The sequence below is a fragment of the Streptomyces sp. SAS_272 genome (assembly GCF_052543235.1).
Genome location: NZ_JBMNDR010000111.1, coordinates 1 through 24,036 on the forward strand (window position 1 = coordinate 1; position 24,036 = coordinate 24,036).

20 protein-coding genes and 3 pseudogenes are annotated in these 24,036 nt (G+C 69.4%); 6 read left to right on the top strand and 17 right to left on the bottom strand.

Going from position 1 to position 24,036, the window contains the following annotated elements; all coding sequences use genetic code 11:
- Positions 1-208: 208 nt before the first annotated feature.
- The 14 genes and pseudogenes from ACN6LD_RS37720 to ACN6LD_RS37785 all read right to left on the bottom strand — a co-directional run bounded on the left by ACN6LD_RS37720 (position 209) and on the right by ACN6LD_RS37785 (position 16,258).
- Positions 209-1,006 carry a thioesterase II family protein gene (locus ACN6LD_RS37720; protein ID WP_445045507.1) on the bottom strand — a complete coding sequence of 266 codons (798 nt, stop codon included), beginning with the start codon at positions 1,004-1,006 and terminating at the stop codon, positions 209-211.
- A 194-nt stretch (positions 1,007-1,200) separates the two neighbouring features.
- Positions 1,201-1,610 (bottom strand): annotated as a pseudogene (locus ACN6LD_RS37725) (transposase); the annotation flags it as partial.
- A gap of 181 nt (positions 1,611-1,791) precedes the next feature.
- On the bottom strand, positions 1,792-4,950 hold the full coding sequence (locus tag ACN6LD_RS37730) for an RICIN domain-containing protein (protein WP_445045508.1): 3,159 nt from the start codon (positions 4,948-4,950) through the stop codon (positions 1,792-1,794).
- A 69-nt stretch (positions 4,951-5,019) separates the two neighbouring features.
- Positions 5,020-6,051 (bottom strand): aldo/keto reductase, encoded by a 1,032-nt coding sequence (locus ACN6LD_RS37735; RefSeq protein WP_445045509.1) that lies wholly within the window; start codon positions 6,049-6,051, stop codon positions 5,020-5,022.
- Between the two features lie 34 nt (positions 6,052-6,085).
- A complete protein-coding gene (locus ACN6LD_RS37740) occupies positions 6,086-7,123 on the bottom strand; it encodes a sugar kinase (RefSeq protein ID WP_445045510.1) in 1,038 nt (345 codons plus the stop codon).
- Complete coding sequence (locus ACN6LD_RS37745; RefSeq protein ID WP_445045511.1) at positions 7,111-7,749, bottom strand: bifunctional 4-hydroxy-2-oxoglutarate aldolase/2-dehydro-3-deoxy-phosphogluconate aldolase; 639 nt, start codon at positions 7,747-7,749, stop codon at positions 7,111-7,113. Before ACN6LD_RS37745 ends, ACN6LD_RS37740 begins: the two co-directional genes overlap by 13 nt.
- Entirely contained in the window at positions 7,746-8,507 is a 762-nt protein-coding gene (locus tag ACN6LD_RS37750; RefSeq protein WP_445045512.1) for an SDR family oxidoreductase, read from the bottom strand. The genes ACN6LD_RS37745 and ACN6LD_RS37750 overlap by 4 nt, the downstream gene beginning before the upstream one ends.
- A complete protein-coding gene (locus ACN6LD_RS37755) occupies positions 8,504-9,547 on the bottom strand; it encodes a zinc-dependent alcohol dehydrogenase (RefSeq protein ID WP_445045513.1) in 1,044 nt (347 codons plus the stop codon). The genes ACN6LD_RS37750 and ACN6LD_RS37755 overlap by 4 nt, the downstream gene beginning before the upstream one ends.
- A gap of 159 nt (positions 9,548-9,706) precedes the next feature.
- The gene (locus ACN6LD_RS37760; RefSeq protein WP_445045514.1) at positions 9,707-10,612 is read right to left on the bottom strand and encodes an amidohydrolase family protein; all 906 of its coding nucleotides are present in this window, start codon (positions 10,610-10,612) and stop codon (positions 9,707-9,709) included.
- Positions 10,613-10,650: 38 nt separating this feature from the next.
- On the bottom strand, positions 10,651-10,995 hold the full coding sequence (locus ACN6LD_RS37765) for an L-rhamnose mutarotase (protein ID WP_445045515.1): 345 nt from the start codon (positions 10,993-10,995) through the stop codon (positions 10,651-10,653).
- On the bottom strand, positions 10,992-13,007 hold the full coding sequence (locus tag ACN6LD_RS37770) for a hypothetical protein (protein WP_445045516.1): 2,016 nt from the start codon (positions 13,005-13,007) through the stop codon (positions 10,992-10,994). The genes ACN6LD_RS37765 and ACN6LD_RS37770 overlap by 4 nt, the downstream gene beginning before the upstream one ends.
- A gap of 8 nt (positions 13,008-13,015) precedes the next feature.
- A complete protein-coding gene (locus ACN6LD_RS37775) occupies positions 13,016-13,924 on the bottom strand; it encodes a carbohydrate ABC transporter permease (RefSeq protein ID WP_319190081.1) in 909 nt (302 codons plus the stop codon).
- 55 nt (positions 13,925-13,979) lie between these two features.
- Entirely contained in the window at positions 13,980-14,894 is a 915-nt protein-coding gene (locus tag ACN6LD_RS37780; protein ID WP_319190079.1) for a carbohydrate ABC transporter permease, read from the bottom strand.
- The gene (locus ACN6LD_RS37785; RefSeq protein ID WP_445045517.1) at positions 14,891-16,258 is read right to left on the bottom strand and encodes an ABC transporter substrate-binding protein; all 1,368 of its coding nucleotides are present in this window, start codon (positions 16,256-16,258) and stop codon (positions 14,891-14,893) included. The genes ACN6LD_RS37780 and ACN6LD_RS37785 overlap by 4 nt, the downstream gene beginning before the upstream one ends.
- Before the next feature lie 308 nt (positions 16,259-16,566).
- On the opposite strand from ACN6LD_RS37785, the gene ACN6LD_RS37790 reads away from it, so the two are divergent.
- From ACN6LD_RS37790 to ACN6LD_RS37800, 3 genes are all read left to right on the top strand, one after another.
- The gene (locus ACN6LD_RS37790; RefSeq protein WP_319190075.1) at positions 16,567-17,328 is read left to right on the top strand and encodes a FadR/GntR family transcriptional regulator; all 762 of its coding nucleotides are present in this window, start codon (positions 16,567-16,569) and stop codon (positions 17,326-17,328) included.
- A 308-nt stretch (positions 17,329-17,636) separates the two neighbouring features.
- The gene (locus ACN6LD_RS37795) at positions 17,637-18,095 is read left to right on the top strand and encodes a hypothetical protein (protein WP_445045518.1); all 459 of its coding nucleotides are present in this window, start codon (positions 17,637-17,639) and stop codon (positions 18,093-18,095) included.
- Positions 18,096-18,172: 77 nt separating this feature from the next.
- A complete protein-coding gene (locus ACN6LD_RS37800) occupies positions 18,173-18,577 on the top strand; it encodes a hypothetical protein (RefSeq protein WP_319190073.1) in 405 nt (134 codons plus the stop codon).
- A 579-nt stretch (positions 18,578-19,156) separates the two neighbouring features.
- Here the strand turns inward: ACN6LD_RS37800 and ACN6LD_RS37805 are convergent.
- On the bottom strand, positions 19,157-20,155 hold the full coding sequence (locus tag ACN6LD_RS37805; protein ID WP_445045519.1) for an RNA polymerase subunit sigma-70: 999 nt from the start codon (positions 20,153-20,155) through the stop codon (positions 19,157-19,159).
- Positions 20,156-20,409: 254 nt separating this feature from the next.
- A complete protein-coding gene (locus ACN6LD_RS37810) occupies positions 20,410-21,312 on the bottom strand; it encodes an MBL fold metallo-hydrolase (protein WP_445045520.1) in 903 nt (300 codons plus the stop codon).
- A gap of 15 nt (positions 21,313-21,327) precedes the next feature.
- Between ACN6LD_RS37810 and ACN6LD_RS37815 the strand changes: the two genes are divergently transcribed.
- The 3 genes and pseudogenes from ACN6LD_RS37815 (at position 21,328) to ACN6LD_RS37825 (ending at position 23,357) form a co-directional block, all read left to right on the top strand.
- Positions 21,328-21,696, top strand: coding sequence for a hypothetical protein (locus ACN6LD_RS37815; RefSeq protein ID WP_445045521.1), 369 nt, complete (start codon positions 21,328-21,330; stop codon positions 21,694-21,696).
- Between the two features lie 69 nt (positions 21,697-21,765).
- Positions 21,766-21,900, top strand: a pseudogene (locus tag ACN6LD_RS37820) (IS5/IS1182 family transposase); the annotation flags it as partial.
- A 214-nt stretch (positions 21,901-22,114) separates the two neighbouring features.
- Positions 22,115-23,357, top strand: a pseudogene (locus ACN6LD_RS37825) (IS256 family transposase).
- A gap of 6 nt (positions 23,358-23,363) precedes the next feature.
- On the opposite strand, the gene ACN6LD_RS37830 reads toward ACN6LD_RS37825, so the two are convergent.
- Positions 23,364-23,822, bottom strand: a complete 459-nt coding sequence (locus ACN6LD_RS37830) for a hypothetical protein (protein ID WP_319190065.1) — start codon at positions 23,820-23,822, stop codon at positions 23,364-23,366.
- Positions 23,823-24,036: the final 214 nt, after the last annotated feature.

The window sequence follows — 24,036 nt, forward strand, 5'->3', positions numbered from 1 at the left end:
GCCGCCGCCTGGCGGCGGGCGGCGGCCGGCGGCCGGCAGGCGGCAGGCGGCAGGCGGCGGCTTCCCGTGGGCTCTGCGGCTGCATCGCCCGGCCCGGGGCCACGGCGGCCGCAGGGCGGCCTTCGCGCGGCGGCGGACGACGGCGTCACAGTGCCCGCGCTCTGCCGGCTGCCGTGCGCCGTCTGCGGCCTGTCACGGCGTGGGCGGTTCAGCGGACGGCGGACTGGGCGAGCCTGCTGAGATCCTCGGCGATGGCCGCGGTCACCGCGTCCTGCTGCGGGGTCAGGAAGAAGTGCCCGCCGGGGAAACTGCGGAACGTGAACGGGCCGCTGGTGAAGTCCCGCCACGCCATGGCCTGTTCGAGTCCGACCCGCGGGTCGGACTCCCCCGTCAGGACACTCACAGGACACCTCAGCGGGGCCAACGGACCGTCAGGCCGGTAACGGTAAGTCTCGATCGCGGTGAAATCAGCGCGCATCGCCGGCAACACCATACGCAGGATCTCCTCGTCGGCCAGCACACCCGGATCAGTCCCGGACAACGCGCTCATCTCCGCGATCAGCGCCTGATCGCCACGCGTGTGCACATCCTCCCCCGCATACAGATCAGGGGCACGACGCCCGGACACGATCAGACCCAGCGGCGGCCGGCCCGCCCGCTCCATCCGACGGGCGACCTCGAAGCCCAGGATCCCGCCCATGCTGTGACCGAACAGGACCAACGGCACATCGTCATAAGCCCGCAACACGCCATAGATCTCCTCCACCAGAGCGTCCACCGACGTCAACGCAGGCTCATGCCGCCGGTCCTGACGCCCGGGATACTGCACCGCGAGCACATCCGCGTACGCCGCGAGGATCCGCGAGTAGGAGAAGAAAGACGACGCGGTGCCACCCGCATGCGGCAGACAGACCAGCCGCACCCCACCGCCCCCACCGCCCCCACCGCCCCCACCCGGATGAAAACGCCGGACCCACAACTCTGCACTGCCCTCGTCGATGCTCATACCCCCAGACCGTAGCCCCACCGCTTTAAGCACCACTAGCGCCACCCACACACCCCACCCCACCCCGCCCCAACCCCCAACCCCCTCGCCGTACCGACCACGACACACCCCACAACAACCCCCCACACCCCACCCACCCAGACACATCCACGCGGCGGCGCCCCAGAAACCGGGGGGCGCCCCTATGACTTTGGTCAAGGGGTGATCGGGGTTGGCGGCTGGTAGAAGGTGCCGTCGCGGAGCATCGCGAAGAGCACGTCGGCTCGGCGTCGGGCGAGGCAGAGCAGGGCCTGGGTGTGGTGCTTTCCCTGGGCGATCTTTTTGTCGTAGTAGGTGCGGGAGGCCGGGTCGGCAAGCGCGGCGAACACGGAGAGGAAGAAAAACCCGTTTGAGCTGCTTGTTCCCTCTGCGGGAAGTGTTCGCCGCGAATGGAGGACCCGGAGCTCCTGGTGGCCGGGGCGAGGCCGGCACAGGCAGCGAAGTCGGCGGGGGACGCGAACGCGGTGCCGTCGCCGACGTCGATGAGGATTCGGGCTCCGGTCCTGATGCCGATGCCGATGCCGATGCCGGGCATGGACATCAGGACCTTGGAAAGAGGGTGGGCCCCGGCAGGTGCTCGAAGTCGGCGGCAACTCCACGGCCAACGGAGCGGCCGTCGACCAGTGGATGGCGCTGAACCAGCCCCACCAGGCGTGGACCATCCAGTGACCGAGTGAACGAAAGGGCCCGAACGCCCGGCGGCCGCCCCGTGAACGGGGCGGCCGCCGAGTGGTTCATGTGGGGTGTCAGTCCACGTTCACCAGCTTCCACAGCTGGCTGTCGGCGCCGGTGTCCGCCGACTGCACGAGCTGAGTGCCTCCCGAGGACACGGTGAGCAGGTCGTTGCTGTTCACGTTCTTGATCTTGTAGTAGCCGTTCGAGGTGGCGACCAGGTTCCAGCGCTGGTTCGCGACGTTGGTGTCGGACGACTGGACGATGTTCGCGCCGTCCGTGGTGACGCCACCGTTGACGTCCATCAGCAGGCCGCTGTTCCGGCTGACGATCTCGTAGCTGCCGTCACCCACCGGGCTGAAGACCCAGTTCTGGTTCACGGCTCCGGTGTCGGTCCACTGGATGACGCTGGCTCCGGCGGACGTCGATCCGCCCGAGACGTCGACCGTCTTGGAACTGCCCTTGTTGACGATCTTGTAGTTGCCGGTCGTCACGGGGAACCCGATGGAGGCGAACGCGTCCAGTGCGCAGGCGGTGCCGGACGAGGCGGCGTTCTTCGTGCCGGTGCACACCACCCTGATCGTGTGGGGGCCCGCCCCGACGTCCGTCTTCTCGAACAGCGGCACCTGCTTCGTCACCGTCGAGGCATAGGCGTCGATGCCCGCCTGGGCGAGGGTGCCGTCGATGTAGACGTCCACCTTGCCCATGTTCGGCTGCGTCATGCTCAGGTACCGGACGCCCGAGCCGGTGAACGAGAACTCGGCGTAGTTGCCCGCCGTGCTCGTGAACTTCTCCGACCCGTTCATGTCCTTGGTGTCGTTCCAGTTCGACCACGTGCCGGAGTAGGTCACCCCGGCCGCCTTGTCGTCGACGTGGTTCCAGCGCTGTCGCACGAGCGCCTTCGACGCGGCGGAGGCGTTGCCCTGGGCGTCGAGAACGTAGAGGCGGTAGTCACCGGCGGCCTGCGGGACGTTGATGCTGGTCGCGGTGCCACTCGCGCTGGTCATGGTGGGACCGGCGGTGAACGTGCTCGTACCGGAGGGAGCCAGCCAGAGGGTCCTGGTCGAGTCTCCCGGGCTGCGCACCGGAATGGTCACGTCACCCTTGCCGGTGAAGACGCTGGTGGGCAGCGCGTAGTCCTGAAGCGTCGTGTTGGCGGCGGGGACGATGTCCTTGTAGGCGTTTTCCAGGCCCGCGTTCACGGCGATGTGGTACGCCTGAGACGGCCACACGTTGTCCCGGTACACGCGCACGTTGTCGATGGTGCTGCTCGTCACGCTTTTGCTGAAGATCGTGTTGCGGGGGCCGTAGTTGTTGGTGACGGTCAGGTTGTTCTGCCGTCCCCAGGTGCCGGTGTTCATGACCCACATGACGTTCGGGTCCACGTCGAGGACGTTGTCGTGCTCGTTGATGTACGCGGAGCCCTCGTCGGGGTGGATCCCGTACCGGTGGCCGGCCGGCTCACCCTGGATGAAGTTGTTGCTGATCTCGGTGCCCGGCTGCTTGCCCAGCGTGTAGATCGGAGCGGAGTCACCGAGCACCTGCATGGTGTCGATGAGCTCGTTGTACTTGACGGTGTTGTTCTTCGCCGTCGTGGTCGGGGACCCGGGGTGGATGACGTTGGAGTTCGACGTACCGTCGAAGTTGTCCCATCCCCAGCCGAGCGTGACGCCCGCCCAGGGGGACTTCTCGATCCGGTTGTGCTCCAGGTCCAGGGTGTCGACGAAGTACGCCGACACAGGGCTGGAGCCCTGGAACAGGACCGCGCTGTCGTAGAGGTAGTTGTCGGTGACGGTGATGTTCTTGCAGACGCCCTCGACGCTCGCCGGGTACTTCTCGTGGGGGTCGTTCGGGTCGGGGTCCGCGTTCCCTATGTAGACGTGCTGGGGGTGTCCCACGGTGAGGGCGGATCCGGCGATGTCATTGGTGAAGTTGCCGGTCAGCTGCGAGTCGGTCACGTCGTTGGCCAGGGTGATCCCGTCGGCGCCGGTGTGCTGCACGGTGTCGCGCTGGAGGACGATCCCGTCGGCGCTCTCGATCTGGACGGCAGCCGGCGGCAGGTCGACGTTGCGGTACGAGTAGGCGTGGAAGTTCTGCGTCGTGTACACGTTCGTGCTGGCGTTGCCCTGCTGGCCCTGCCGGAACACGGAGCCCGCCACGTTGGTCAGATTCCAGTCGGAGTGCTCGACCGTGAGACCGGAGAGGGTGATGTTCTTCGCGTGGTCGGACGTGGACGTGCCGGCGATCTTGATGATGGTGGACACGTTGTTCGGTGCGAAGACCTGCGCCGTCGTCATGTCGTCCGAACTCGACTTGTAGTAGTAGACCGTGTGGGTGGACTTGTCGAAGTAGAACTCGCCCGGCTGGTCCAGAAACTCGTACGCGTTCATGAACGTCTGCCCACCGGTGGGCTGGAAGTTGGCGTTGAACGCGGCCTGGGCTATCGCCGCGCCCGGCTCCTGGAGCTTGGCCACGCGGTTGGTTCCGCCCGAGCTCATGGTGACCTGGCTGACACCCACGATCGACGTGGTCCAGGTAGTCGCCGTCTGGATCTCGACGTCGTCCTGGTTGGACGCGATGGCAGGCAGGTCGGAGAGGCTGTACTTGATCTGGTCGCACGTCGTTTTCGGCGAGTCCCAGGCCCAGGAGGGCTGGGGGCTCGGGAAGCTGTAATTCGCGTAACATCCGGCCGAGTTGATCGTCTTCGACGCCATCCGGGCGCGCTTGCCGTTGACGTAGAGCGAGCGGAGCTTGTTGTCGCGGTCGAGGGTGGCCTTCCAGATGTTCCCGCTCTGCTGGCTCCAGCCGGTCACCGGAACACCGCCGTCCAGGACCGGCTTCTCGCCCGGGTACGCGGCGTAGACCACGCGGTGCCCGTTCGTTCCCGAGTCGGCCGAGGTGAAGCTGATGGTGCTGCTCACCGGGTAGGTGCCGCCCCGGAGGAAGACGTTGATGTCCCCGGTCATGTTGCTGTTGACCGTGCGCACGACATCCCACGCGTGCTGCAGGGTCTTGAACGGCGCCGCAATCGTGCCGGCGTTGGAGTCGTCACCGTTGGGGGCGACGTAGTACGTCGCCTGGGTGGCGGCCGAGGCAGGGGTGGGCGTCGTGAGGGAGGTCAGCACGGCGGCGGAGACCGCCGCCGCGAGTGCCGCCGGCAGGAGACGACGGCGGACGGAGGAGGCGGAGTGTCTGCCTCTCCTGGTGGTTCTGGCGCTCGAATCGGTGTACACGGGGCGGCTCCACGAGGGTGTTCTCTGGGCTTGACGGTCCAAGGGGTTGTTGTCACGGGGTGGTGCGGCTCACTCAGCGCTTGCGCTCTGAGGGTTTCGGGGCGGGCAGCCGTCGCCGCCCGCAGTGGGCACGTCGGCCCTGATCAGCCCCTGCGCACGCAGCTCGTCCCAGAGACCGTCGGGGATGGACCGGGCGTGCAGTGAGACATTGCGCCGGACCTGTTCCGCGGTGCGCATGCCGAGGGTGACGTTGACGACGGCGGGGTGCGCGAAGGGGAAGGCGATGGCGGCGGCCGGCAGGGTGGTGCCGTGGGACTCGCAGACCTCGGCGATGGCGAGGGCCCGCTGCACGAGGTCGGTCGGGGCGTCCTGGTAGTCGTACTTCATGCCCTCGGCGGGCCGGTCGCGGGAGAGGAGGCCGGAGTTGAAGACGCCGACCGCGACGACGCTCTTGCCGTGGGCCTGCGCGGCGGGCAGGACGTCGTCGAGGGCGGACTGGTCGAGCAGGGTGTAGCGGCCGGCGAGCATCACGACGTCGGCGGCGGTCTCGCGCAGGAAGCGGGCGAGCATGGCGGACTGGTTCATGCCGGCGCCGATCGCCCCGATCACGCCCTGGTCGCGGAGTGCGGCGAGCGCGGGCATCGCTTCGTCGGCGGCCTGCTGCCAGTGGTCGTCGGGGTCGTGGAGGTAGACGATGTCGATGCGGTCCAGGCCGGTGCGCTCCAGTGTTTCGTCAAGGGAGCGCAGGATGCCGTCCCGGCTGAAGTCCCATTGCCGGCGCAGGTCGTCGCGGACAGCGAACCCCTCGGTGTCGACACCGCGGGGGTGCTCGTTGGGGACCAGGAGGCGGCCCACCTTGGACGAGACGACGTACTCCTCGCGGGGCCGCTCGCGCAGGGCGGCACCGAGCCGGCGTTCAGAGAGGCCCAGGCCGTAGTGCGGCGCGGTGTCGAAGTAGCGGATGCCCGCGTCCCAGGCGGCATCGATCGCGGCCGACGCCGCTCGGGGGGCGGTCACCCGGTACAGGTTGCCGATCACCGCGGCGCCGAAGCCGAGTTCGGTGACGGCGACCGGCGTGTGCTGGATCTTCCGGTGGTGCATGACGTGCTCCTGGGACAGGGGTGGGGGACGCCGGTCAGCGTCGGACGTGGGCCGAGCCGCCGTCGACGAGCGACTCGACCTCGGAGAGGGTGGCCATGGAGACATCGCCGGGAGTGGTCATGACCAGGGCGCCGTGGGCGGTGCCGTAGGCGAGGGCACGCTCCAGGGAGTGACCGGCGAGCAGGCCGTAAATCAGTCCGGCGGCGAAGCCGTCGCCGGAGCCGATGCGGTCCAGGACATGCAGGCCGGGCGTGCGGGGACCGGCGACGTATCCGGTCTCGGCGGACCAGGCTGCCGAGCTCCAGTCGTTCACACCCGCCGAAGGCACCTCACGCAGCGTCGTCGCGAGCACACCGGCACCGGGCAGCAGGTCGGCCACCGCGGCGAGCGCGTCCGGCACCTCGTCGGCCGTGAACCGCACGGCGCCCGGATGGTCGCCCGCGAGGCCGAGGGCGCCCACCACGACGTCGGCGTGCCGGGCCAGGCGCAGGTCGACGTCGCGGGCCCGCTCAGGTCCGCCGCGGCCGGCCCAGAGGCTGGAGCGGTAGTTGGGGTCGTAGGAGACGGTGACGCCGTGCCGGCGCGCGGCCGCCATCGCCTCGTCGGCGACGTCCACCGTGGACTCCGACAGGCCCGCGAAGATCCCACCGGTATGGAACCAGCGGGCCCCGGCCGAGAACACCGTGTCCCAGTCCACGTCGCCCTTGCGCAGCTGGGACACGGCGGTGTTCGCGCGGTCGCTGACGCCGAGCGCGCCACGGATGCCGTAGCCGCGCTCGACGAAGTTGAGACCGTTGCGGGCGGTGCGGCCGATGCCGTCGTCGGGCAGCCAGCAGATCCTGGAGGCGTCCACCCCGCCCTGGAGGATCAGGTCCTCGACGAGGCGTCCGACCGCGTTGTCCGCCAGGGCGGTGACGACGGCGGTGCGGTGTCCGAAGCAGCGGCGCAGGCCGCGTACGACGTTGTACTCGCCGCCGCCCTCCCACACCTGGAAGCTGCGGGCGGTGCGGATCCGGCCCTCACCGGGGTCGAACCGCAGCATCACCTCGCCCAGGGCGATCACGTCGGCCATGGCGTGCTCCGCTCCACCGCTTCGGCGGTCAGCCGGCGGATCTCCGCGTAGTCGCCGCTCCTGAGGAGGGCGGGGGTGACCATCCAGCTGCCGCCGACGGCGAGGACCGCCGGTTCGGAGAGGTAGCCGGGCAGCGCGGCGGAGTCTATGCCGCCGGTCGGCATGAACCGCACCCCGGGGAAGGGGGCGGCGAGTGCCCGCAGCATCGTCCGGCCGCCGAGCGGCTCGGCCGGGAACAGCTTGACCGTGTCGATGCCGGCCTTGACCGCGCGCATCACCTCGGTGGCCGTCGCCACACCCGGCGCGACCGGGACACCCAACGCCCGGGCCGCGTCGAGGACCTCGTCGTCGAGTCCGGGCGAGACGAGGAAGCGCGCCCCGGCCGCCACGGCCCGCTCCGCCTGCTCGGCGGTGAGCACCGTGCCGGCGCCGACGACCAGACCGCCCTCGGCGGCCATCGCCTTCACGACCTGCTCGGCGTCCGGGGTGCGGAAGGTGACCTCCGCGCTGCGCGCACCGCCCGCCGCCAGGGCGCGGGCCAGCGGGGCGGCGGTGCCGAGGTCCGGCACGGTCAGGACGGGCACGATCCGCGCCTCGGCGAGCAGCCCGGTGAGGTCGGTGGTCATCGGCCCAGCCACCCGCCGTCGACCGGGAGCACGGTGCCGTGGACGTAGGCGGCCGCGTCCGAGGCCAGGAACACGGTGGCGCCCGCCAGGTCGTCGGCGCTGCCCCAGCGCGCGGCCGGGATCCGGTCCAGGATCGCTTTGCTGCGCGTCGGGTCGTCCTGGAGCGCCTGGGTGTTGTCGGTGGCGATGTAGCCCGGCGCGATGGCGTTGACGTTGACGCCGTGCGGAGCCCACTCGTTGGCCAGCGCCTTGGTGAGACCGGCGACGCCGTGCTTGGCGGCGGTGTAGCCGGGGACGGTGATGCCGCCCTGGAAGCTCAGGAGGGAGGCGGTGAAGATGACCTTCCCACGGCCGCGCGCCACCATCGAAGCGCCGACCGCACGGGCCAGCGCGAACTGGGCGCTCAGGTTGACCTGGAGGACCAGGTCCCAGTCGGCGTCGAGGTGTTCGGCAGCGGGGGCCCGCCGGATGGTGCCCGCGTTGTTGACGAGGATGTCCACCGGACGCTCCCGGCCCGCGAGGTCCGCGCCCAGGGTCCGGACTGCCGCGGGGTCGGCAAAGTCGGTACGGATCGCCTCGAAGGTGCGCCCGGCGGCGGTGACGTCCTTCTCCACGTCGCTGCCGGTCTCCTCCAGCGAGGCGCTCATCCCGATGACGTCCGCGCCGGCCTCCGCGAGGGCGCGGGCCATGGCCCGGCCGATCCCGCGCCGGGCGCCGGTGACGACGGCGAGCCGTCCGCTGAGGTCGAAGGCGTTCATACGGCGGCCTCCTGGGCCTCGTCGGTGCAGTCCACCAGGATCTTCATCACGTTGCCGCCGCCCTCCAGCGCCTCGAAGGCGGCCGGCGCCTGGGTGAGCGGGACGACCTTGCTGATCAGCCGGTCGGCTGGAATCGTGCCGTCGGCGACCAGGACGACCGCCTTCTCGAAGTCGGCGCGGTCGTACAACCGGGCGCCGACGAGGGTGAGTTCGCGCCAGAAGAAGCGGTGCAGGTTCACCTCGCGGGGGCGCGAGTGGATCGCGACCAGGCACAGCCGGCCGCGTACGCCGAGCACGTCGACCGCGGTGTCCACGCCGCCCGCGGCACCGGAGACCTCGAAGGCGACGTCCGCTCCCGCGTCCCCGGTCCACTCACGCACGAGTGCGGCCAGGTCCTCGGCGGCCGGGTCCCACACGATCAGGCCCAACTCCTCGGCGAGCAGGCGGCGGTAGGCGCTCAGCTCCACCACCCGCACGTCCCCGCCGGCGGCCTGGAGGACCAGCGCGATCAGGACGCCGACCGGGCCGCCGCCGACCACGACGACCCTCTCGCCCTCGCGCACCCCGGCGCGGCCGACGTCGTGCACCGCGACGGCGGTGGGCTCGACGAGCGCCGCCCGGTCCAGCGGGAGGGACTCGGGCAGCCTTATGAGAGTGGAGGCGGGCACGGTCCAGCGCTGCTGCATGGCACCGGGGGAGTCGATGCCGATGAAGTCCAGGTGCCGGCAGATGTGCTGGTGGCCGTTGCGGCAGGCCGGGCAGGTGTCGTCCCAGCGCAGCGGCATCACGGTGACCGCGTCGCCGGGCGCCCAGTCCTCGACGTCCGGGCCCACCCGGACCACCCGTCCGGACATCTCGTGCCCGAGGACGGCGGGCGCGGTGACCCGGGCGTCCATGTCGCCGTGGAAGATGTGCAGGTCGGTCCCGCAGATGCCGACGTAGGCGGGGGCCAGCTCCACCTCACCGGGTCCAGGCGGCGCGCTGTGGGCGGGGGCCGTGTCCAGGGTGCGGGCGGACAGATAACGGGCGGCTAGCGTCATGGGGGGTCAGGGTCCCTTCGGCGCGGACGGTCCCCGCGGATGCTGAGTGGCTCGGCATCGGTGCAGGTGCGTCCCGCGCTGGTTCGTGCGGGTTCGTGCGGGCTCGTGCGGGCTCGTGCGGGCTCGTGCGGGCTCGTGCGGTGAGTGTCCCCAGGGGGATCAGGTCGTAGGGGCCGCGGTGTCGCTCTCCCCGACGACCCCGGTGAGGCCGTAGAACGTGCTCGCCGTGTCGGCCAGGAGCGCGTGGACATCGCCGGCGCTCCAGCCGGTGAGGAGTTCGTCCACGGTGGCGGCCCACCGGTTCCAGCCCCCGGCGAGGTTGGCGACCGGCCAGTCCGAGCCGAACATCAGCCGCTCGGGCCCGAAGGCGGAGACCAGCACGTCCCAGGCGGGGCGGATGTCGGCGGTGGTCCAGCGGGTGCGGTCGGCCTCGGTGATCAGCCCGGAGACCTTGCAGACCACGTGGGGGTGAGCGGCCAGCCGCCGGATTCCGCGTTCCCAGTCGGCGATGTCCTGTTGGACCAGGTCCGGCTTGCCCGCATGGTCGAGCACCTGGGGCAGGTCGGGGAAGCGTTCGGCGAGCCGGGCCGCCTGGTCGAGCTGGTGGTCGCGCACCAGCACGTCGTAGCGCAGTCCGCGATCCCTGGCCGCCCCCAACCCGCGTTCCACGTCCGGGCGTTGCAGCCAGTCGGGGTCGGTCTCGCCCTGCACGAGGTGCCGCAGCGAGCGCAGGTACCCGCCGCCCGGCCCGGCGAGCAGCTGGTCGAGCACGTCACCGACGGCCGGGGAGGTGAGGTCGGCCCAGCCGACCACGGCCTGGATCAGGGGGTCCCGCTCGGCGAGCGCGAGCAGGTCCTCGGTCTCGGCGACCTCCGCGATGCACTGGACGACGACCGTGCCGTGCAGCCGCCGGCCCGCGATGGGGTGGGTGGCGGTGGAGCGCAGGTCGTCGGGGGTGAAGGTGCGGCGGATCGATGCCGCACCGGGGTCGTCCAGCCAGGGCTGGGGACGGTGGGCGAGGTCCCACAGGTGATGGTGGGCGTCGACGAGCACGGGTGCGTTCACGAGGTGATCCAAGTCGGGTCGGGCTGGTGCTGGCCGGGTCAGGCGGTGGTGTCGTCGGACGGACTGAGGTGCCAGACCTCGGGGAGCTCGGTCCACTGACGTCCCTCGCCCCGGTCGGGGAAGGGCTCCTGGCACGGATCGGTGAGCGTCCACCAGCGCTGGGTCTCGGGGTCGGCCTCGATGGACGCCATGTCCGCCTCGAAGTCCTCGCCGATGTACTCCAAGTACGCGAACAGCACGTCACCGTGGAGGTAGATGCTGTAGTTGCGGATGTTGGCCCGGAGCAGGGCCGCCTCCACGCCGGGCCACACGGCGGAGTGGAGCCGCAGGTACTCCTCCCGGTGCTCGGGGCGCAGCTTGATGGTCTGGGCGATGCGCTTCATGCCGATTCCCCTGTCGTGTCATCGGAGCGGGACCCGTCGAACGGCGTGCGGTAGCTGGGTGTGCGGGTGCGCAGACCGAGCTGCAGGGTCAGCCGGATGCGGGTGGAGGCAGGCAGGCGGACCGTCAGGTAAGGGCCGTCGCACGGGACCTCGGCCTCGGAGACCACCGGCTCGGTGTGGCCGTAGTCGTACATGTCGCCGATCCAGCCGTCGTCCGCGCAGGTCGTGTACCGGACGCCGGTGATGGTGTGCTCGGCGAACGCGCCCGCCTGGACGACGACCGTGCGGTCGGTCTCGGGGGCCAGGTTGACCAGCTCGACGGTGGTCGCCTCGGGGTCGATGGAGGTGACCAGCGCGGCGACGTCGGCGGGCAGACCGGCCCGGCGGGCGTCGGCGTCGTGGTAGCGCAGCCGGGCCTGCTGGAGACCGCCCTGGTACATCACCTGCGGGCCGCCCCAGGTCAGCTGCACGAGGGCCTCGGTGGCCACCGGGTTGCACTGCTGCCACACGTGGATGTCGGCCTCCGGCACGTCCAGGCCGCGGTAGCGGTCGATGCGCCGCAGCCGGTGCCTGACCTGCGCCTGGGCGGCCGCGAGGATCCGCTCCGGGTAGCCGGGGTCGTCGCCGGCGAGGAAGGCGAACCACGCCTTCTCGTGCCCGGACTCCTCCTTGGCGCGGAACGGCCGCACGGTGCGCCAGTCGATGCCGTCGGCCTCGCGCAGCCGCTCCAGGCGGGCGCGGTCGGCCTCCGAGAACGTGTGGTGCCACAGGGCCACCGGCACGGGGGGCGTCGACGGGTTGTAGTCGAACCAGCCCGAGTCGTTGTGCCGGAACGGCATGTGGAACGTGGGCGTGTCCTGGTCCGGGCCGAGTTCCGCCACCCACTTGGAGGGCAGGCTCGAGTCGGCCTCCGAGTTCGGCATGACCTTGCCACGGTCGATGAGGGCGTCGAGGGAGGTCGCGACCATGGAGAGGTAGTCGTCGTCCCCGGTGGCCGTCGCCGCCGCGAGCGCCGCCACGCAGGCCGCGTGGCCGAGGCTGTGCCAGCCGTGCGGCCAGGACCAGCCGTAGTGACCGCCGTACCAGCGGCCTTCCATGAGGCTGCCGACAACCCCGTCCGGGCCGACGTTGTCCGGGATCAGGCCGCCCTGCTCGCGGGTGCGCTCGCGCCAGGCGCCCACGTACTCGACGATCCAGTCGCGGTAGCGCTCCTCGCCGGTCAGGATCCAGGCGTTGAGGACCAGTCCGGCCGCGGCGAGGTTGAGCGCGGTGTCGCCGACGCCCATGCGGTCCCGCATCTGGTCGCCGAGCCGCGGGTCCGCCGAGAGCGGGTACGGGCCGTCCTGGGCCTCGGGCAGCCAGTCGAGCGGGTAGCCGTAGGTCTCGGCCTCCTTGAGCAGCCAGGGGTACACGTCGCCGTCGAACAGGCCGGTGCGCTCAGGGTCGCTGCCGTTGTGCGGGCGGGTGATGATGCGGTGCTCGGGGTCGTAGTTGCCCTTGGCGGGATCCACGAACAACTCGGCGAAACGCAGGGCGCGTTCGGCCCAGCGGTCCGGGGCGGCCATGCACAGGAAGTAGAGCAGCAGGAGGCTCTCGCCCTGGTGGAACCAGTCGTAGCCGCGCTCGTACTCGTCACGCAGCATGTCCAGTTCGGTCAGCTGCCGGGTGACGCCCTCCCAGTGCTTCTCGCTGGCGGGCAGGAGGTCGTCGGCGCCGCCGAGGAGGTACAGCTGGGGCCAGTTGAAGAAGACCTCGTAGAAGTCGTCGACACCGTCGCGGCTGGTCAGACGGTCGTGGTAGTTCAGCCGTCCGTCGGGGCCGGTGAAGTCGCGCTCGAAGCGCCGCCAGGCGTGGTCGAGCAGCTCGAACAGTGAGCGCTGGGCGACGGCCCAGCCGGGGGGTTCGAGCACCGGCACCGCGGCCTGTACGTCGGGGGCCGGGGTGAACCCGTCGGCGGCCGGGGTGAGGTCGCCGGGGTCGCCGGAGCGGTGGGGGTCGGGGCTGAAGGGCATGAGAGCTGTCACTCCTTGGTGGCGCCGGCGAGCATTCCGCTGACCAGGAAGCGCTGGGCGAACAGGAACACGACGAGCACCGGTGTGATGGCCACCAGCGTCGCCAGTGCCAATTGCGGGCGTTCGATCGCGAGGTCGCCGACGGTCGGGTTGAACGACGGCACATTGCTGAGGAGACTGCCGACGCCCACCTGGACCGGCATCTGGTCGCTCTCGGGGAGCATCACGTAGGGCAGGAAGTAGTTCGTCCAGTTGGCGACGAAGCTGAAGAACCCGACCAGCGCGATGACGGGGGTCGCCAGCGGCAGGGCCACATGACGGAACACACCGAACTCGGAGCAGCCGTCCATCCGTGCCGCGGCCAGGAGGTCCTTGGGCACGGCGGTGGTGAAGTAGATGTACGTCAGGTACACCCCGAACGGGTAGAACGAGTACGGCAGGATGATCGACCACATCGTGCCGATCAGGTGCACCGCGTTGATCTCCAGGAACAGCGGCACCACCAGGGTGGCGTTCGGCATCAGCATCACGACCAGGGTCGCGATCAGCAGCGTGCGCCGACCGCGGAACTCGGTCATCGCCAGCGCGTAACCGGCCGGAATGGCCAGGCAGAGCGTGATGACCAGCGAGATCGCGGCGTAGACGGCGGAGTTGCGCAGCCACACCAGGATCGCGTCGTCCTGGAAGGCGGTGAGCGCGTGCCAGTTGGCCGACAGCGCGTGCCAGGAGCCGAAGGACAGCGGGTTGTCGTGGACCAGCTGCTGGTCGGTCTTGGTCGCCGCGAGCAGCAGCCAGACCACCGGCAGGACGAAGAACACCACGAAGACGGTCAGCACAGAGCCCGCCAGCAGCCGGGAGGCCACGTGCTGCGGGGACCGGCGGCGGCGCCGTGGTTCCCCGTGTCGGGTTCGGCTCATGGCGTTGGTGTCCCGTTCCGTGCGTGGGGCGGTGGCAAGGGGAGAGGGTCGGGTCTCAGTCGCCATCGAAGAACCCCGACCGTGCGACGAACACACCGGCGACCGACACGCTCACGACCAGGAGCTCCACCGAGACCGCGGCCGCGCCGTTGATGTTGTTCATCTGGAAGGCGAAGTCGTACGTCAGTTGGTTGAGCGAGTAGTCGCGGCCGGCCACCCCTGTGCTCGCGAGGGAGAGCAGCTGCGGTTCGACGAAGAGCTGCGCGCCGCCCGCGAAGGCGAGGATCACCATGTAGACGATCCACTTGCGGAGCATGGGGATCTGCACCCGCCATGCGGTCTGCCAGGCATTGGCGCCGTCGATGCGCGCGGCTTCCATGACGTCGGTGGGGATGTTGTTCAGTGCCCCGTACATGACGACGATCCAGCCGCCCGCTCCGGTCCAGAACGCGATGATCGTGAAGAGCAGCGCCAGGTTGCCGGGGGCTATGACCTCGCCGAAGGTGTGGAATCCCAGCGTGCCCAGCAGGGAGCTGACCGGGCTGACCGTCGGGTCGAGCATGAACAGCCACACCAGGACGCTCGCGGCGCCGGCCAGGGCTCCGGGGATGTAGTAGAGGAAGCGCAGTGCCTGGCTGAGCGGGCCGGAGGCCAGCTTGTGCAGCAGGAGCGCCAGGACCACCACGAACACCACGAGCGACAGGAGCCAGAACAGGAGGTACAGGGCCACGTGGCCCAGGGAGTCGACGAAGCGGAAGTCCTGTGCCGTGGTGACGAAGTTGGAGAGGCCGGTGAAGGCACCTCCGGCGTTCGTGAACGCGAAGTAGATCGCGTAACAGGTCGGAAGGACGCCGAAGGCGATCAGCAGCAGCACGTAGCCGGCGACGAAGGCGACGCCGGCCCGGCTCTGCCGGGAGGTGCCGCGAGGGCGCCCCCGGACAGAGCCGGCCGAGGAGTGCGCGACGGTCACTTGGAGACCTTGTATCCGTCGGCCTGGGCGTACTTGACGATCGAGTCCTGCCATGCGGGCAGCTGCGATTCGATGGTCTTGCCCTGCGTCAGCGCGGGCTTGACGGTGGCGGCCCAGATCGCCTCCTGGCTGAACTGGCCCGAGCCCCAGTCGGACCACACCTGCGAGGAGGCGTCCTTGAGGGCGGCGAGGTCGCCGTCGAAGTAGCCGGAGGCGGCCTGCGCCTTCAGCCAGTTCTCGGCAGCGGGCGCGTACGCCGGGAAGCCGGGGGCCTTCTCGCCCTGGTAGGCGTTGGCGGTGGTGACCCACTTCAGGAAGTCGGTGGCGGCCTTGATGTGGGTGGAGTGCTGGGAGAGCAGCCAGGTGCCGCCGCCGACGTTGCCGGTGGAGGGGGAGGTGTCGCCCTGCCACTGCGGTATGGGCGCCACCGCGATCTGCTTGGCCGGGATCTTGAGACCGTCCTTGAACACCGCGCCGCCGTACCATGCCGGGCCGGGCATGAGCAGGACCTTGTCGGCCTCGTTCTTGGCGAAGTCGGTGCTGAAGACGCCGCTGATCGACATCGACTTGTTCTTGATCAGTACGTCCATCAGCTTGGCCATCTTGGTGCAGGCCTCGCTGGTGGTGTTGACCGATACGGCCTTGGGGCCGGTGATGTGGTTGGCGCCGCACTTGCTCGCCCACAGGTAGATCTCGGGGGTGAAGGAGTCTCCCGCGTCGCCCACGAGGTAGCCGGGGTGGTCCTTGGCGACCTTCTCGCCGAGCGCCTGGTACTCCTCCCACGTCGTCGGGACCGCGTAGCCGAACTTCTTCAGCAGCGGCGCGTTGTACCAGAGCACCGCCTGGGAGAGGTCGTTGCGCAGGCAGTACATGGTGCCGTCGACCGTGCAGACGTCGTTGGCACCCTTGGCGAACCCGCCGAGGGTCGCGTCCGGGATGAGGCCCTTGTTCAGCGGAGCGGCGAAGCCCGCCTCGACGGCCCAGCTCGCCTCGTTGTTCTGGGAGCTGAAGACGACGTCCGGCCAGCCCTTGCCGGTGCGGTTGAACAACTGGACCTTGGTCTGGAGGTAGTTGGAGCCGTTGGCGTCGCCGTCGTAGCTGACGATGTTCAGCTTCACGTTCGGGTGCAGCGACTGGTACTGCTTCGCGGCGTCCATGCGGGTCGCGTCCACCCAGACGGTCAATGCCCCGTCGTTCTGGGCCACTTGGGCGAATCCGTCCTTGGTGGTCGTGCCGGCGGTGCCGCCACCGCCGCCGCAGGCGGTCACGGTGAGCAGCACGGTGGCGGCGCAGCCGGCCAGCAACGCAGCTCGTCTCGTGCTGGTCCCTGTCTCCCGGGCGGCCGAAGGCTTGTAGACGGACATGAGCGACTCCACTGGGTTTGCGTGAGGCTGCTGACGGCTCTGTCGTTACCGCCGCGGAAGAAATTAGCCGCCATATCGGAGGTCGAGTCAAGAGGTGAGTAGTTCTTTTTTCGACGTTCCGCGGGCATGCCAAGGCGACCCTCACGGCGACTAAAAGCAGGTAAAACGGCATAGAAGCCCGAAAAGACTTGCAGATTCATGATCGAGCGTGGTCTCGATGAGTACGACTCATCGGAGTCTGGGGTACGATGAGCCCGGCTCAAGGGCCGATCAGTCACCGTTGTCACAGTCACCCGGAGGCAGGACACATGAAGGACACGCCCGCCGTGGCGGCAGTGGTGAACGGATCGGACGAGCGGCGCGACTACCGGCCCGGCTACGAGGTCGTGGCGGAGCGGATCCTCGAGTTCATCGCCGAGTCCCGCCTGGTCCCCGGTGACCGCATGCCCACGGAGAACGACCTGGCCCAGCAGCTCGACACCAGCCGGGCGGTGGTCCGGGAGGCCGTGAAGATCCTCTCGGCGCTCGGCCGGGTGCGGGCGCACAAGGGGCGCGGACTGTTCGTCGCGGACGACGACGGCATGCTGATCACCAGCCGCTGGGGCGGCTTCTTCCGGCCCGTGGACCTGGATCACGTGCTCATGCTGTTCGAGTTCCGTCGGGTGCAGGAGATGGCCGCCGCCAGACTCGCGGCCACCCGTGCCACGCCCGCCGAGCTGCGCACCATCGAGGTCGCCATGCAGCAGTGCCGGCACGGATACGTCAACGGCGAGGTCGACGTCTTCAACCAGGCGGACGACGAGTTCCACGCGGCCGTGGCCGTGGCCTCGCACAACACCTTCCTCGGCAGCGCGGTGCGCGACGCCCGCCGCCTTCAGCGCCAGTCCAGCGCGATAGGCATCCACGACACCTTCGGTGAGGGCACGGCGGCCGCTGTGCAGGAACACGAGGCGATCTACCGGGCCATCCGCGACGGCCGGCCCGAGGAGGCCGCCCAGGCCACGGCCGTACACCTCGACCGGACGCTGGAGGACTACCGACGGGAGATCCAGCGCCGTCTGTTCGGCTGATCCTCCCCCCTACCAAGATCCCCGCCGGCGTCAGGCTCACAGATCGAGGACGGCGCGAGGGCCTGGTCAACGCGGGCCATGTGGCCCTGTTGGTTGGTTTCGAGAACGTCTGTTGCTCAGTGGCAGGAACGCTCCCCTCCTCCGGGAAGTGATGTCGCCGAGATTTGGGATCGCCTATGTGCTTGTGTCAGGACGGTGGTTGCGTTCAGCCCGAAGCGCGCTGATTTGACCGGACATGGTGTTTCCTCGCAGGAGGGTGCGCGGTATCCCGTTCGTGTGACGTGGTCCCGGCCGCGTACGTTCCGCGTATGACCAGGACAACGCCGGCGAGGCCGGTTGCCGTGGAGGCAGTGTTCCCGGAGCTGGCGGCATATCGAGGGCGGACGACCCTCCTGTACCCGCGGCCGGTGCAGCCCGGGCGGCACGACAGCCATGTCGGCGGGCCGCTGCTGTGGCCGAGCGACGAGCCGTGGCGGGCCTGCCGCGAACTGCACGAGCCCGAGATCGAGGGGTATGCACCAGAGGAGATCCGCGCCGCCCGGTCCGCGTGCGTGTGGCCTCGGAGCCGCCCGTGGCCCGTGGTGGCCGGACCCAACGGTGACGGCGACTTCCACCATGAAGATGCCAGGACACCCATGTGCTGGTGGTTCTGGGGGGACAACTGCCTCAGCCAGGAGAGCCACCACCCGGACAAGACCGGCACCAGCGCCTACGCTCAGGCGTTCATGACCCTGGGCCCCGCCTCGCTCAGACAAGAGAACCAATGAGTCGGGCTTCCTCTGCCGGTGCCTCGCCGCGGATCCACCGCGGCGGGGTACCGGCCCCCGGCTGCATGGTGGCCCTGATGGCGCCCATCGTCCTCGTGCTGCTCGCTGCCGGAACGCTCATGATCATGGCCCACCGCCAGGACAGCGCCAACGAGCGCCACGAGAAGGCGGCACTGCAGCAGATAGCCAGACACACGGATTCGTACAAGGACATCATGCAGAAAGAGGCTCGGAGCAGCTTCCCCAGCCAGGCACGGACGCGCGCCACCGCTCAGCGGAACTACGGCACCCTCGTCTCCTACAAGCCAGCAGGCGGGTCGCTGACCACCGTCGTCAAGTTCTACGCTCCCTACGAGGACACCAGTTTCTTCGGCACCTCCGTCTCACGCACGTACCGCTGCTACGCCTTCCGCTTTCAAGTCGGCGGCGGGGGCACACCTCACCGGACGACGCTTCCCCTCAGCAACTGCACTCCCGCCTGACCCGATCCGGACGGTCGCCACGGGCGGCGATTCCAAACGATCCGACAACGCCTACCGAATACGTCAACCCTCGTTTTTCCTGCTGTCGTCCCGTTCTGCTCTGCCCTGGGGCTCGGGACCGCAACAGCGTTGGGTGACACCTGATCCGGCTCGCGATCAGGATCTGAGGCAGCTACCAACGCCAGCGGCAGGGCCGGATCAGATTGCCCCCTGTCGAGAACGGAAGCAGCATCGTCTGCTTGAGCTGGGAGCAGGCATCGAGCCGTTCGGGTCCGGGGACCTCGTTCCAGAAGGCGTGTCGGCCACTGGCGTACGGGTGTGTCGACTGGCGTGTGACGGTCCTGGCCTTAGGGTGACGACGCGCACCCTCGCCGTGCGGCGGCCGGGTTTGCGCAGGGCGCGGACGCCGCTGCCGCGAAGCCAAAACCCGGCGCCGCGTCCGGGAACCGGCCCGGGCTCGCCGTCGCGCAGCTCCAGCTGCACCCGCCCGCGGGTGACCGACGCCGAACGCGCCGCGCCCTTCCGCCGCGACCACCGCGACACGCGCTCCACCGCGCAGCGCGAGCGTCCGCACCGGGGCTACGCCGTGCCGTCCGCCGGCAGGCTCTCCGGCAGCCCGAGCCTCGGGAATTGGTCGTCGTGGAAGGTGACGATCTCGGTGATCGCCCCGCCGGTGACGCGCAGGACGTCGATCGTCAGCGGCAGGTACGCGCCCTCCCGCTTCCGCCAGAGGTAGAAGGCGACGGCGGGCTGCCGGTTCACGAAGGTGGGGACGGCGCGCAGGCCCTTCATGTCCTCGAAGCCGCTCTCGACCCAGTCGTTCACCACCGCGTCGCGGCCGACGTACAGGCCCGGCGTGGGCGGCATCGAGCAGCGGACGTCTTCCCGCAGCAGTGCGGCGAGCCCGTCGACGTCCGTGGCCACGCTGGCGTCGGTGAAGCGGCGCACCAGCTCGCGCGTCCCGGCGTCCTGCTCTCCGCCGGTCCAGTCCTGCCGCTCGGCGGGCAGGTGCTCCCGCATGCCGGCGCGGGCCCGCTGCAGCGCGCTGTTCACGGAGTTGACGGAGTCCCCGAGAGTTTCCGCGACGTCTTTCGCCGGCCAGCCGAGCACGTCCCGCAGGATCAGCACGGCCCGCGGGCGCGGCGCGAGATGCTGGACGGCGACCAAGTACGCGAGCTCGATCGTCTCCCGCGCGACGGCGACGGTCTCCGGCTCGTCCGCGTCGCCCGCGGGCAGCTCGTCGAGCAGCCGGTCCGGGTAGGGCTGCAGCCACAGTGCCTCGCCGCCGGTCGCGGGCTCCGGGCGGCACTTGGCGAGCAGGTCCAGGCAGGCGTTGGTGGCGATCCGGTACAGCCAGGCCCGGAACGTCGACCGCCCCTCAAAGGTCTCCCGCCGCCGCCAGGCACGGAGGAACGTCTCCTGCACGGTGTCCTCGGCGTCCTCGAACGACCCGAGCATCCGGTAGCAATGCACGTGCAGCTCCCGCCGGTGCCGCTCCGCCAGCCCCGAGAACGCCGGCTCGTCGACCTCGCCCAGCCCGCTCACGCCCAGCTTGTGCAGCCGCGTGTCCGCACTCATCACGTCACCCTTCCGCCTCGTCGTGTCCCGTCGTAGGTGTGACGGGTCCGGGCGCGAAAACTCATCACCAGGATCGGACGGCATGGCTGACCCAGTGACGGATCGCCTGCGTGTCTGCTCCCCACCCGCCTTGCGCTGTCTCATGATCTTGTCCCTGGCGGGTTCGACCTTGGCGGGGAATTCGAGAGAAGCGGCCCTGATGGCGTCCGAGAGTCGCTGCCATACCTGCGGTGACCGGGACGGCGTGGCAATGATCAATAAGCGGGGACGGGCTCCAGCCGGAAGGCGTCCCCGTGGGCGACCACGCGGCCGGCGGTGGGCGGTGCGAAGTGGGTGCCGAGGAGAAGGGTGTCCGTGCCGGCGAGGGAGCCGAACAGCTCGCGGCGGGTGGCCTCGGACTGCCGCGGGTCGATGTCGACGCAGGCGCCGATGACGGGGTGGGCGAGCTGGACGGGGTGGTGGACGCAGTCACCGGAGATCAGCGCCGTCTCCCCCCGGCTGGTCAGTTCCACGGCGACGTGGCCGGGGGTGTGGCCGGGCGTCGGGATCAGGCGCAGGCCGAGGGAGATCTCGGCCCCCTTGTGCGGGACGTCGACCGTGCACATCAGACCTGCCTGTTCGACGGGGACCACGGAGTCACGGAACATCTGTTCGCGTGCCTCCTCCATGTCGTACGTGGCCCAGAACTCCCGCTCGGCGCGGGAGGTGAGGTAGCGGGCGTTGGGGAAGGTGGGGACCCATTCGCCGTTCATCTGCCGTGTGTTCCAGCCGACGTGATCGGCGTGCAGGTGAGTGAGGATCACCAGGTCGACGGAGTCCGGGGGGAAGCCGGCGGCGGTGAGGCGCTTCAGGAAGTCGGTACGCAGGTCGTGCCAGGCCGGGTTGGCCCGCTCCTTGCCGTTGCCGATGCCGGTGTCGACGAGAACGCGCAGCCCGTTCACGACGAACGCGAAGCTGTGGCTGTCGATGTGCAGAACCCCGTCCCGACCGGCGAAGTGGGGGCGCAGCCAGTCCTGGGCGGTCACCACCTCGGGGGTGGCGTCGGGCAGCAGCCAGGGTCCGGTCGCGGGCGGCAGGGCAATCTCGTCGATGCGGTGGACGGTGACGCCGCCCACGGTCCAGGAGGGGATGTGGGCGGTGGCGGGCGAGGTGTGCATGGTGTGTCGTTTCCCTTGTTCTCTTCAGCGGAAGCGGTCGGCTTCGACTTCGGCGTCGTACCTCAGCCTCGCACCCACACCGCCACGTACAGCGGCACCGGCCACATGTCCTCCCTTTCGGGACTTCCGCACCAGACAGACTCGTTCGCGCCCCGGGCCGCGGCTATGGACTCCTCGACGGGACGCAGCATCACCGGTCAGCGTGCGGGCATCTGCGCGCGTTCCCTCCTGGAACGGATTCGGGTCCCGCGGACCGGACGTGGACGTCCCCGCCCCAAACCCGCCCAGGTCATCGCCGACAAGGTCCACGGCTCCCGAGGATTCCGCGCCTACCTGGGTAAACGCGGTAACGCCTGCACCATCCCGGAGAAAGCCGACCAGTAGCGACACCGGCACAACCGCGGCGGTCGCGGCGGCCGACCACCAGCATTCGACCGTCAAAATCTATCGCGCCGCAATATAGTTGAACGCTGCTTCAACCGCCTCAAAGGCTTCCGCGGCATCGCCACCAGATACGACAAGACCGCCACCTCCTACAAGGCAGCGGTCAGTCTCGCATCATTCCCACTCTGGGCAAGATCCGTTTGAAGACGGACCCTGGTACAGCAACAGCGCTTGGGTCAAGGCATCAGTGCAAAGACAGGGGGCTGTCCGACCTGAGAGAGGACGAGCAATGCTCATGACCTGTGGATCGACCTCGGGTTGGACGCGAAGGGCGTACCTTCCCGAGTGATCGACTTCTGGTCATCGAGTAGGCCGACATTGCACCGTCGGTCGGGAAGGCACGCCCGTGCTGAGCGTAATGAATGGCGATGGAACGACCGAGACCGGCTCCCTGATCGACGACATCGTCCGTGAGGGTGCGAGGCGGATGCTGGCCGCCGCTATGGAGGCCGAAGTCGACGCCTACATAGCCGAGGTTAGCCGATCAGCGCGATGAACGCGGACGCCGCATGGTGGTCCGCAACGGCTATCACCAGCCCAGGAAGGTCACCACCGCGGCCGGGGTGGTCGAGGTGAAGGCGCCGCGGGTCAATGACAGGCGCGTTGACGAGGCCACCGGCGAGCGTATGCGGTTCTCCTCGTCGATCCTGCCACCCTGGTGCCGTAAGTCACCCAAGATCAGCGAGGTGCTGCCGCTGCTCTATCTGCACGGCCTGTCCTCCGGCGACTTCGTGCCCGCGCTGGAGCAGTTCCTTGGCAGCTCGGCCGGGCTGTCGGCGGCGACAGTCACGCGGCTCACCCAGCAGTGGCAGGCCGACCACCAGGCATTCGGAGAGCGCGATCTGTCCGCCAGCGACTACGTCTATGTGTGGGCCGATGGCATCCATCTGCGCATACGCCTGCGCGAGGCGAAGTCGTGCGTGCTCGTGCTGATGGGCGTACGCGCGGACGGCACCAAAGAGCTGATCGCCATGAGCGACGGCTACCGTGAGTCAGCCGACTCCTGGGCGGATCTCCTGCGCGACTGCGCGCGGCGCGGGATGCGCGCTCCGGTTCTCGCGGTCGGCGATGGGGCGCTCGGCTTCTGGAAGGCCCTGGCCGAAGTCTTCCCCGCCACCCGGCATCAGAGGTGCTGGGTTCACAAGATCGCCAACGTCGCAAATGCCCTACCGAAGTCCGCGCAGCCCGGGGCGAAGAAGGCTCTACAGGAGATCTACAACGCCGAGGACCGCGAGCACGCGCTCAAGGCCGCCGCGGCGTTCGCCAAGACCTACGGGGCGAAGTTCCCCAAGGCGGTGAAGAAGATCACCGACGATACCGACGAGTTGCTGGCGTTCTACGACTTCCCCGCCGAACACTGGGTCCACTTGCGGACCACGAACCCGATCGAGTCGACCTTCGCCGCTGTTCGCCTGCGCACGAAGGTCACCAAGGGCGCCGGCAGCGCAGCCGCCGCGCTCGCCATGGTCTTCAAACTCGTCGAGTCCGCCCAGGCCCGCTGGCGAGCTGTGAACGCACCCCACCTCGTCGCCCTCGTCCGCGCCGGAGCCCGCTTCGAACGCGGACAACTCGTGGAGCGACCCGAGGCCACTGCAGCCTGAGCGCCATCAACCGACGACTGCGCGGGACCAGTACTCGCGGATCACCGCCAACTTCTCCTCGAAGTCGGCATCCCACCGCCTGCTGGTGAAGACGCCCGGAACCGTGAGCTCACGTCCACGGACCCGCACGGCGCACACGTCCCACCACTCACCACTGCGTGCTTGGTGGCGCCGCTTCTCAATCCGGGCGATCTCGGACCACGGGACCGATCTGCGACTGACGAAGGTACGGAACTCCATCCCATTCGCAGTGAGAAGCGTCCGACCGTATCCACGGTTGACCATGTAAAAGAACCCGACCAGCCAGAACCCGCCGACGCCGCCAACCCACCACCATCGATCCGCCGCCGGCTCAGACTGTGCCACCGCTACCGCCGCGCCGACGCAGACCAGCGTCAAGAACCCGGTCCACCACCAATTCCTCCGCCGGGCAGCGGCGTCGAGACCGATCCATATGCCGGGCATGCCCGTGATGCTACAGACACCAGGTGAAACCCGTCATCGCCTCGGCGAGCACAGGAACACAAGCTACCCAGACCACAGGTCTTGACTATTGCTCCTGTTGTCGGTGCAGGAGCGGGCGGCGCTTGAGGGGTGGGTGCGGCGTCACTCGACGCCGCAGTCGTGGGCGATGCGGTGCCGGAGCATCCTGGCTTGTGCGGACGGCCTGTTCAACAGG

Coding starts and splice junctions, on each gene's coding strand:
- ACN6LD_RS37720 (WP_445045507.1), bottom strand. CDS start 1,006: ATGAGCATCGACGAGGGCAGTGCAGAGTTGTGGGTCCGGCGTTTTCAT.
- ACN6LD_RS37735 (WP_445045509.1), bottom strand. CDS start 6,051: ATGCACCACCGGAAGATCCAGCACACGCCGGTCGCCGTCACCGAACTC.
- ACN6LD_RS37740 (WP_445045510.1), bottom strand. CDS start 7,123: ATGGCCGACGTGATCGCCCTGGGCGAGGTGATGCTGCGGTTCGACCCC.
- ACN6LD_RS37745 (WP_445045511.1), bottom strand. CDS start 7,749: ATGACCACCGACCTCACCGGGCTGCTCGCCGAGGCGCGGATCGTGCCC.
- ACN6LD_RS37750 (WP_445045512.1), bottom strand. CDS start 8,507: ATGAACGCCTTCGACCTCAGCGGACGGCTCGCCGTCGTCACCGGCGCC.
- ACN6LD_RS37755 (WP_445045513.1), bottom strand. CDS start 9,547: ATGACGCTAGCCGCCCGTTATCTGTCCGCCCGCACCCTGGACACGGCC.
- ACN6LD_RS37765 (WP_445045515.1), bottom strand. CDS start 10,995: ATGAAGCGCATCGCCCAGACCATCAAGCTGCGCCCCGAGCACCGGGAG.
- ACN6LD_RS37770 (WP_445045516.1), bottom strand. CDS start 13,007: ATGCCCTTCAGCCCCGACCCCCACCGCTCCGGCGACCCCGGCGACCTC.
- ACN6LD_RS37775 (WP_319190081.1), bottom strand. CDS start 13,924: ATGAGCCGAACCCGACACGGGGAACCACGGCGCCGCCGCCGGTCCCCG.
- ACN6LD_RS37785 (WP_445045517.1), bottom strand. CDS start 16,258: ATGTCCGTCTACAAGCCTTCGGCCGCCCGGGAGACAGGGACCAGCACG.
- ACN6LD_RS37790 (WP_319190075.1), top strand. CDS start 16,567: ATGAAGGACACGCCCGCCGTGGCGGCAGTGGTGAACGGATCGGACGAG.
- ACN6LD_RS37795 (WP_445045518.1), top strand. CDS start 17,637: ATGACCAGGACAACGCCGGCGAGGCCGGTTGCCGTGGAGGCAGTGTTC.
- ACN6LD_RS37800 (WP_319190073.1), top strand. CDS start 18,173: ATGGCGCCCATCGTCCTCGTGCTGCTCGCTGCCGGAACGCTCATGATC.
- ACN6LD_RS37805 (WP_445045519.1), bottom strand. CDS start 20,155: ATGAGTGCGGACACGCGGCTGCACAAGCTGGGCGTGAGCGGGCTGGGC.
- ACN6LD_RS37810 (WP_445045520.1), bottom strand. CDS start 21,312: ATGCACACCTCGCCCGCCACCGCCCACATCCCCTCCTGGACCGTGGGC.
- ACN6LD_RS37830 (WP_319190065.1), bottom strand. CDS start 23,822: ATGCCCGGCATATGGATCGGTCTCGACGCCGCTGCCCGGCGGAGGAAT.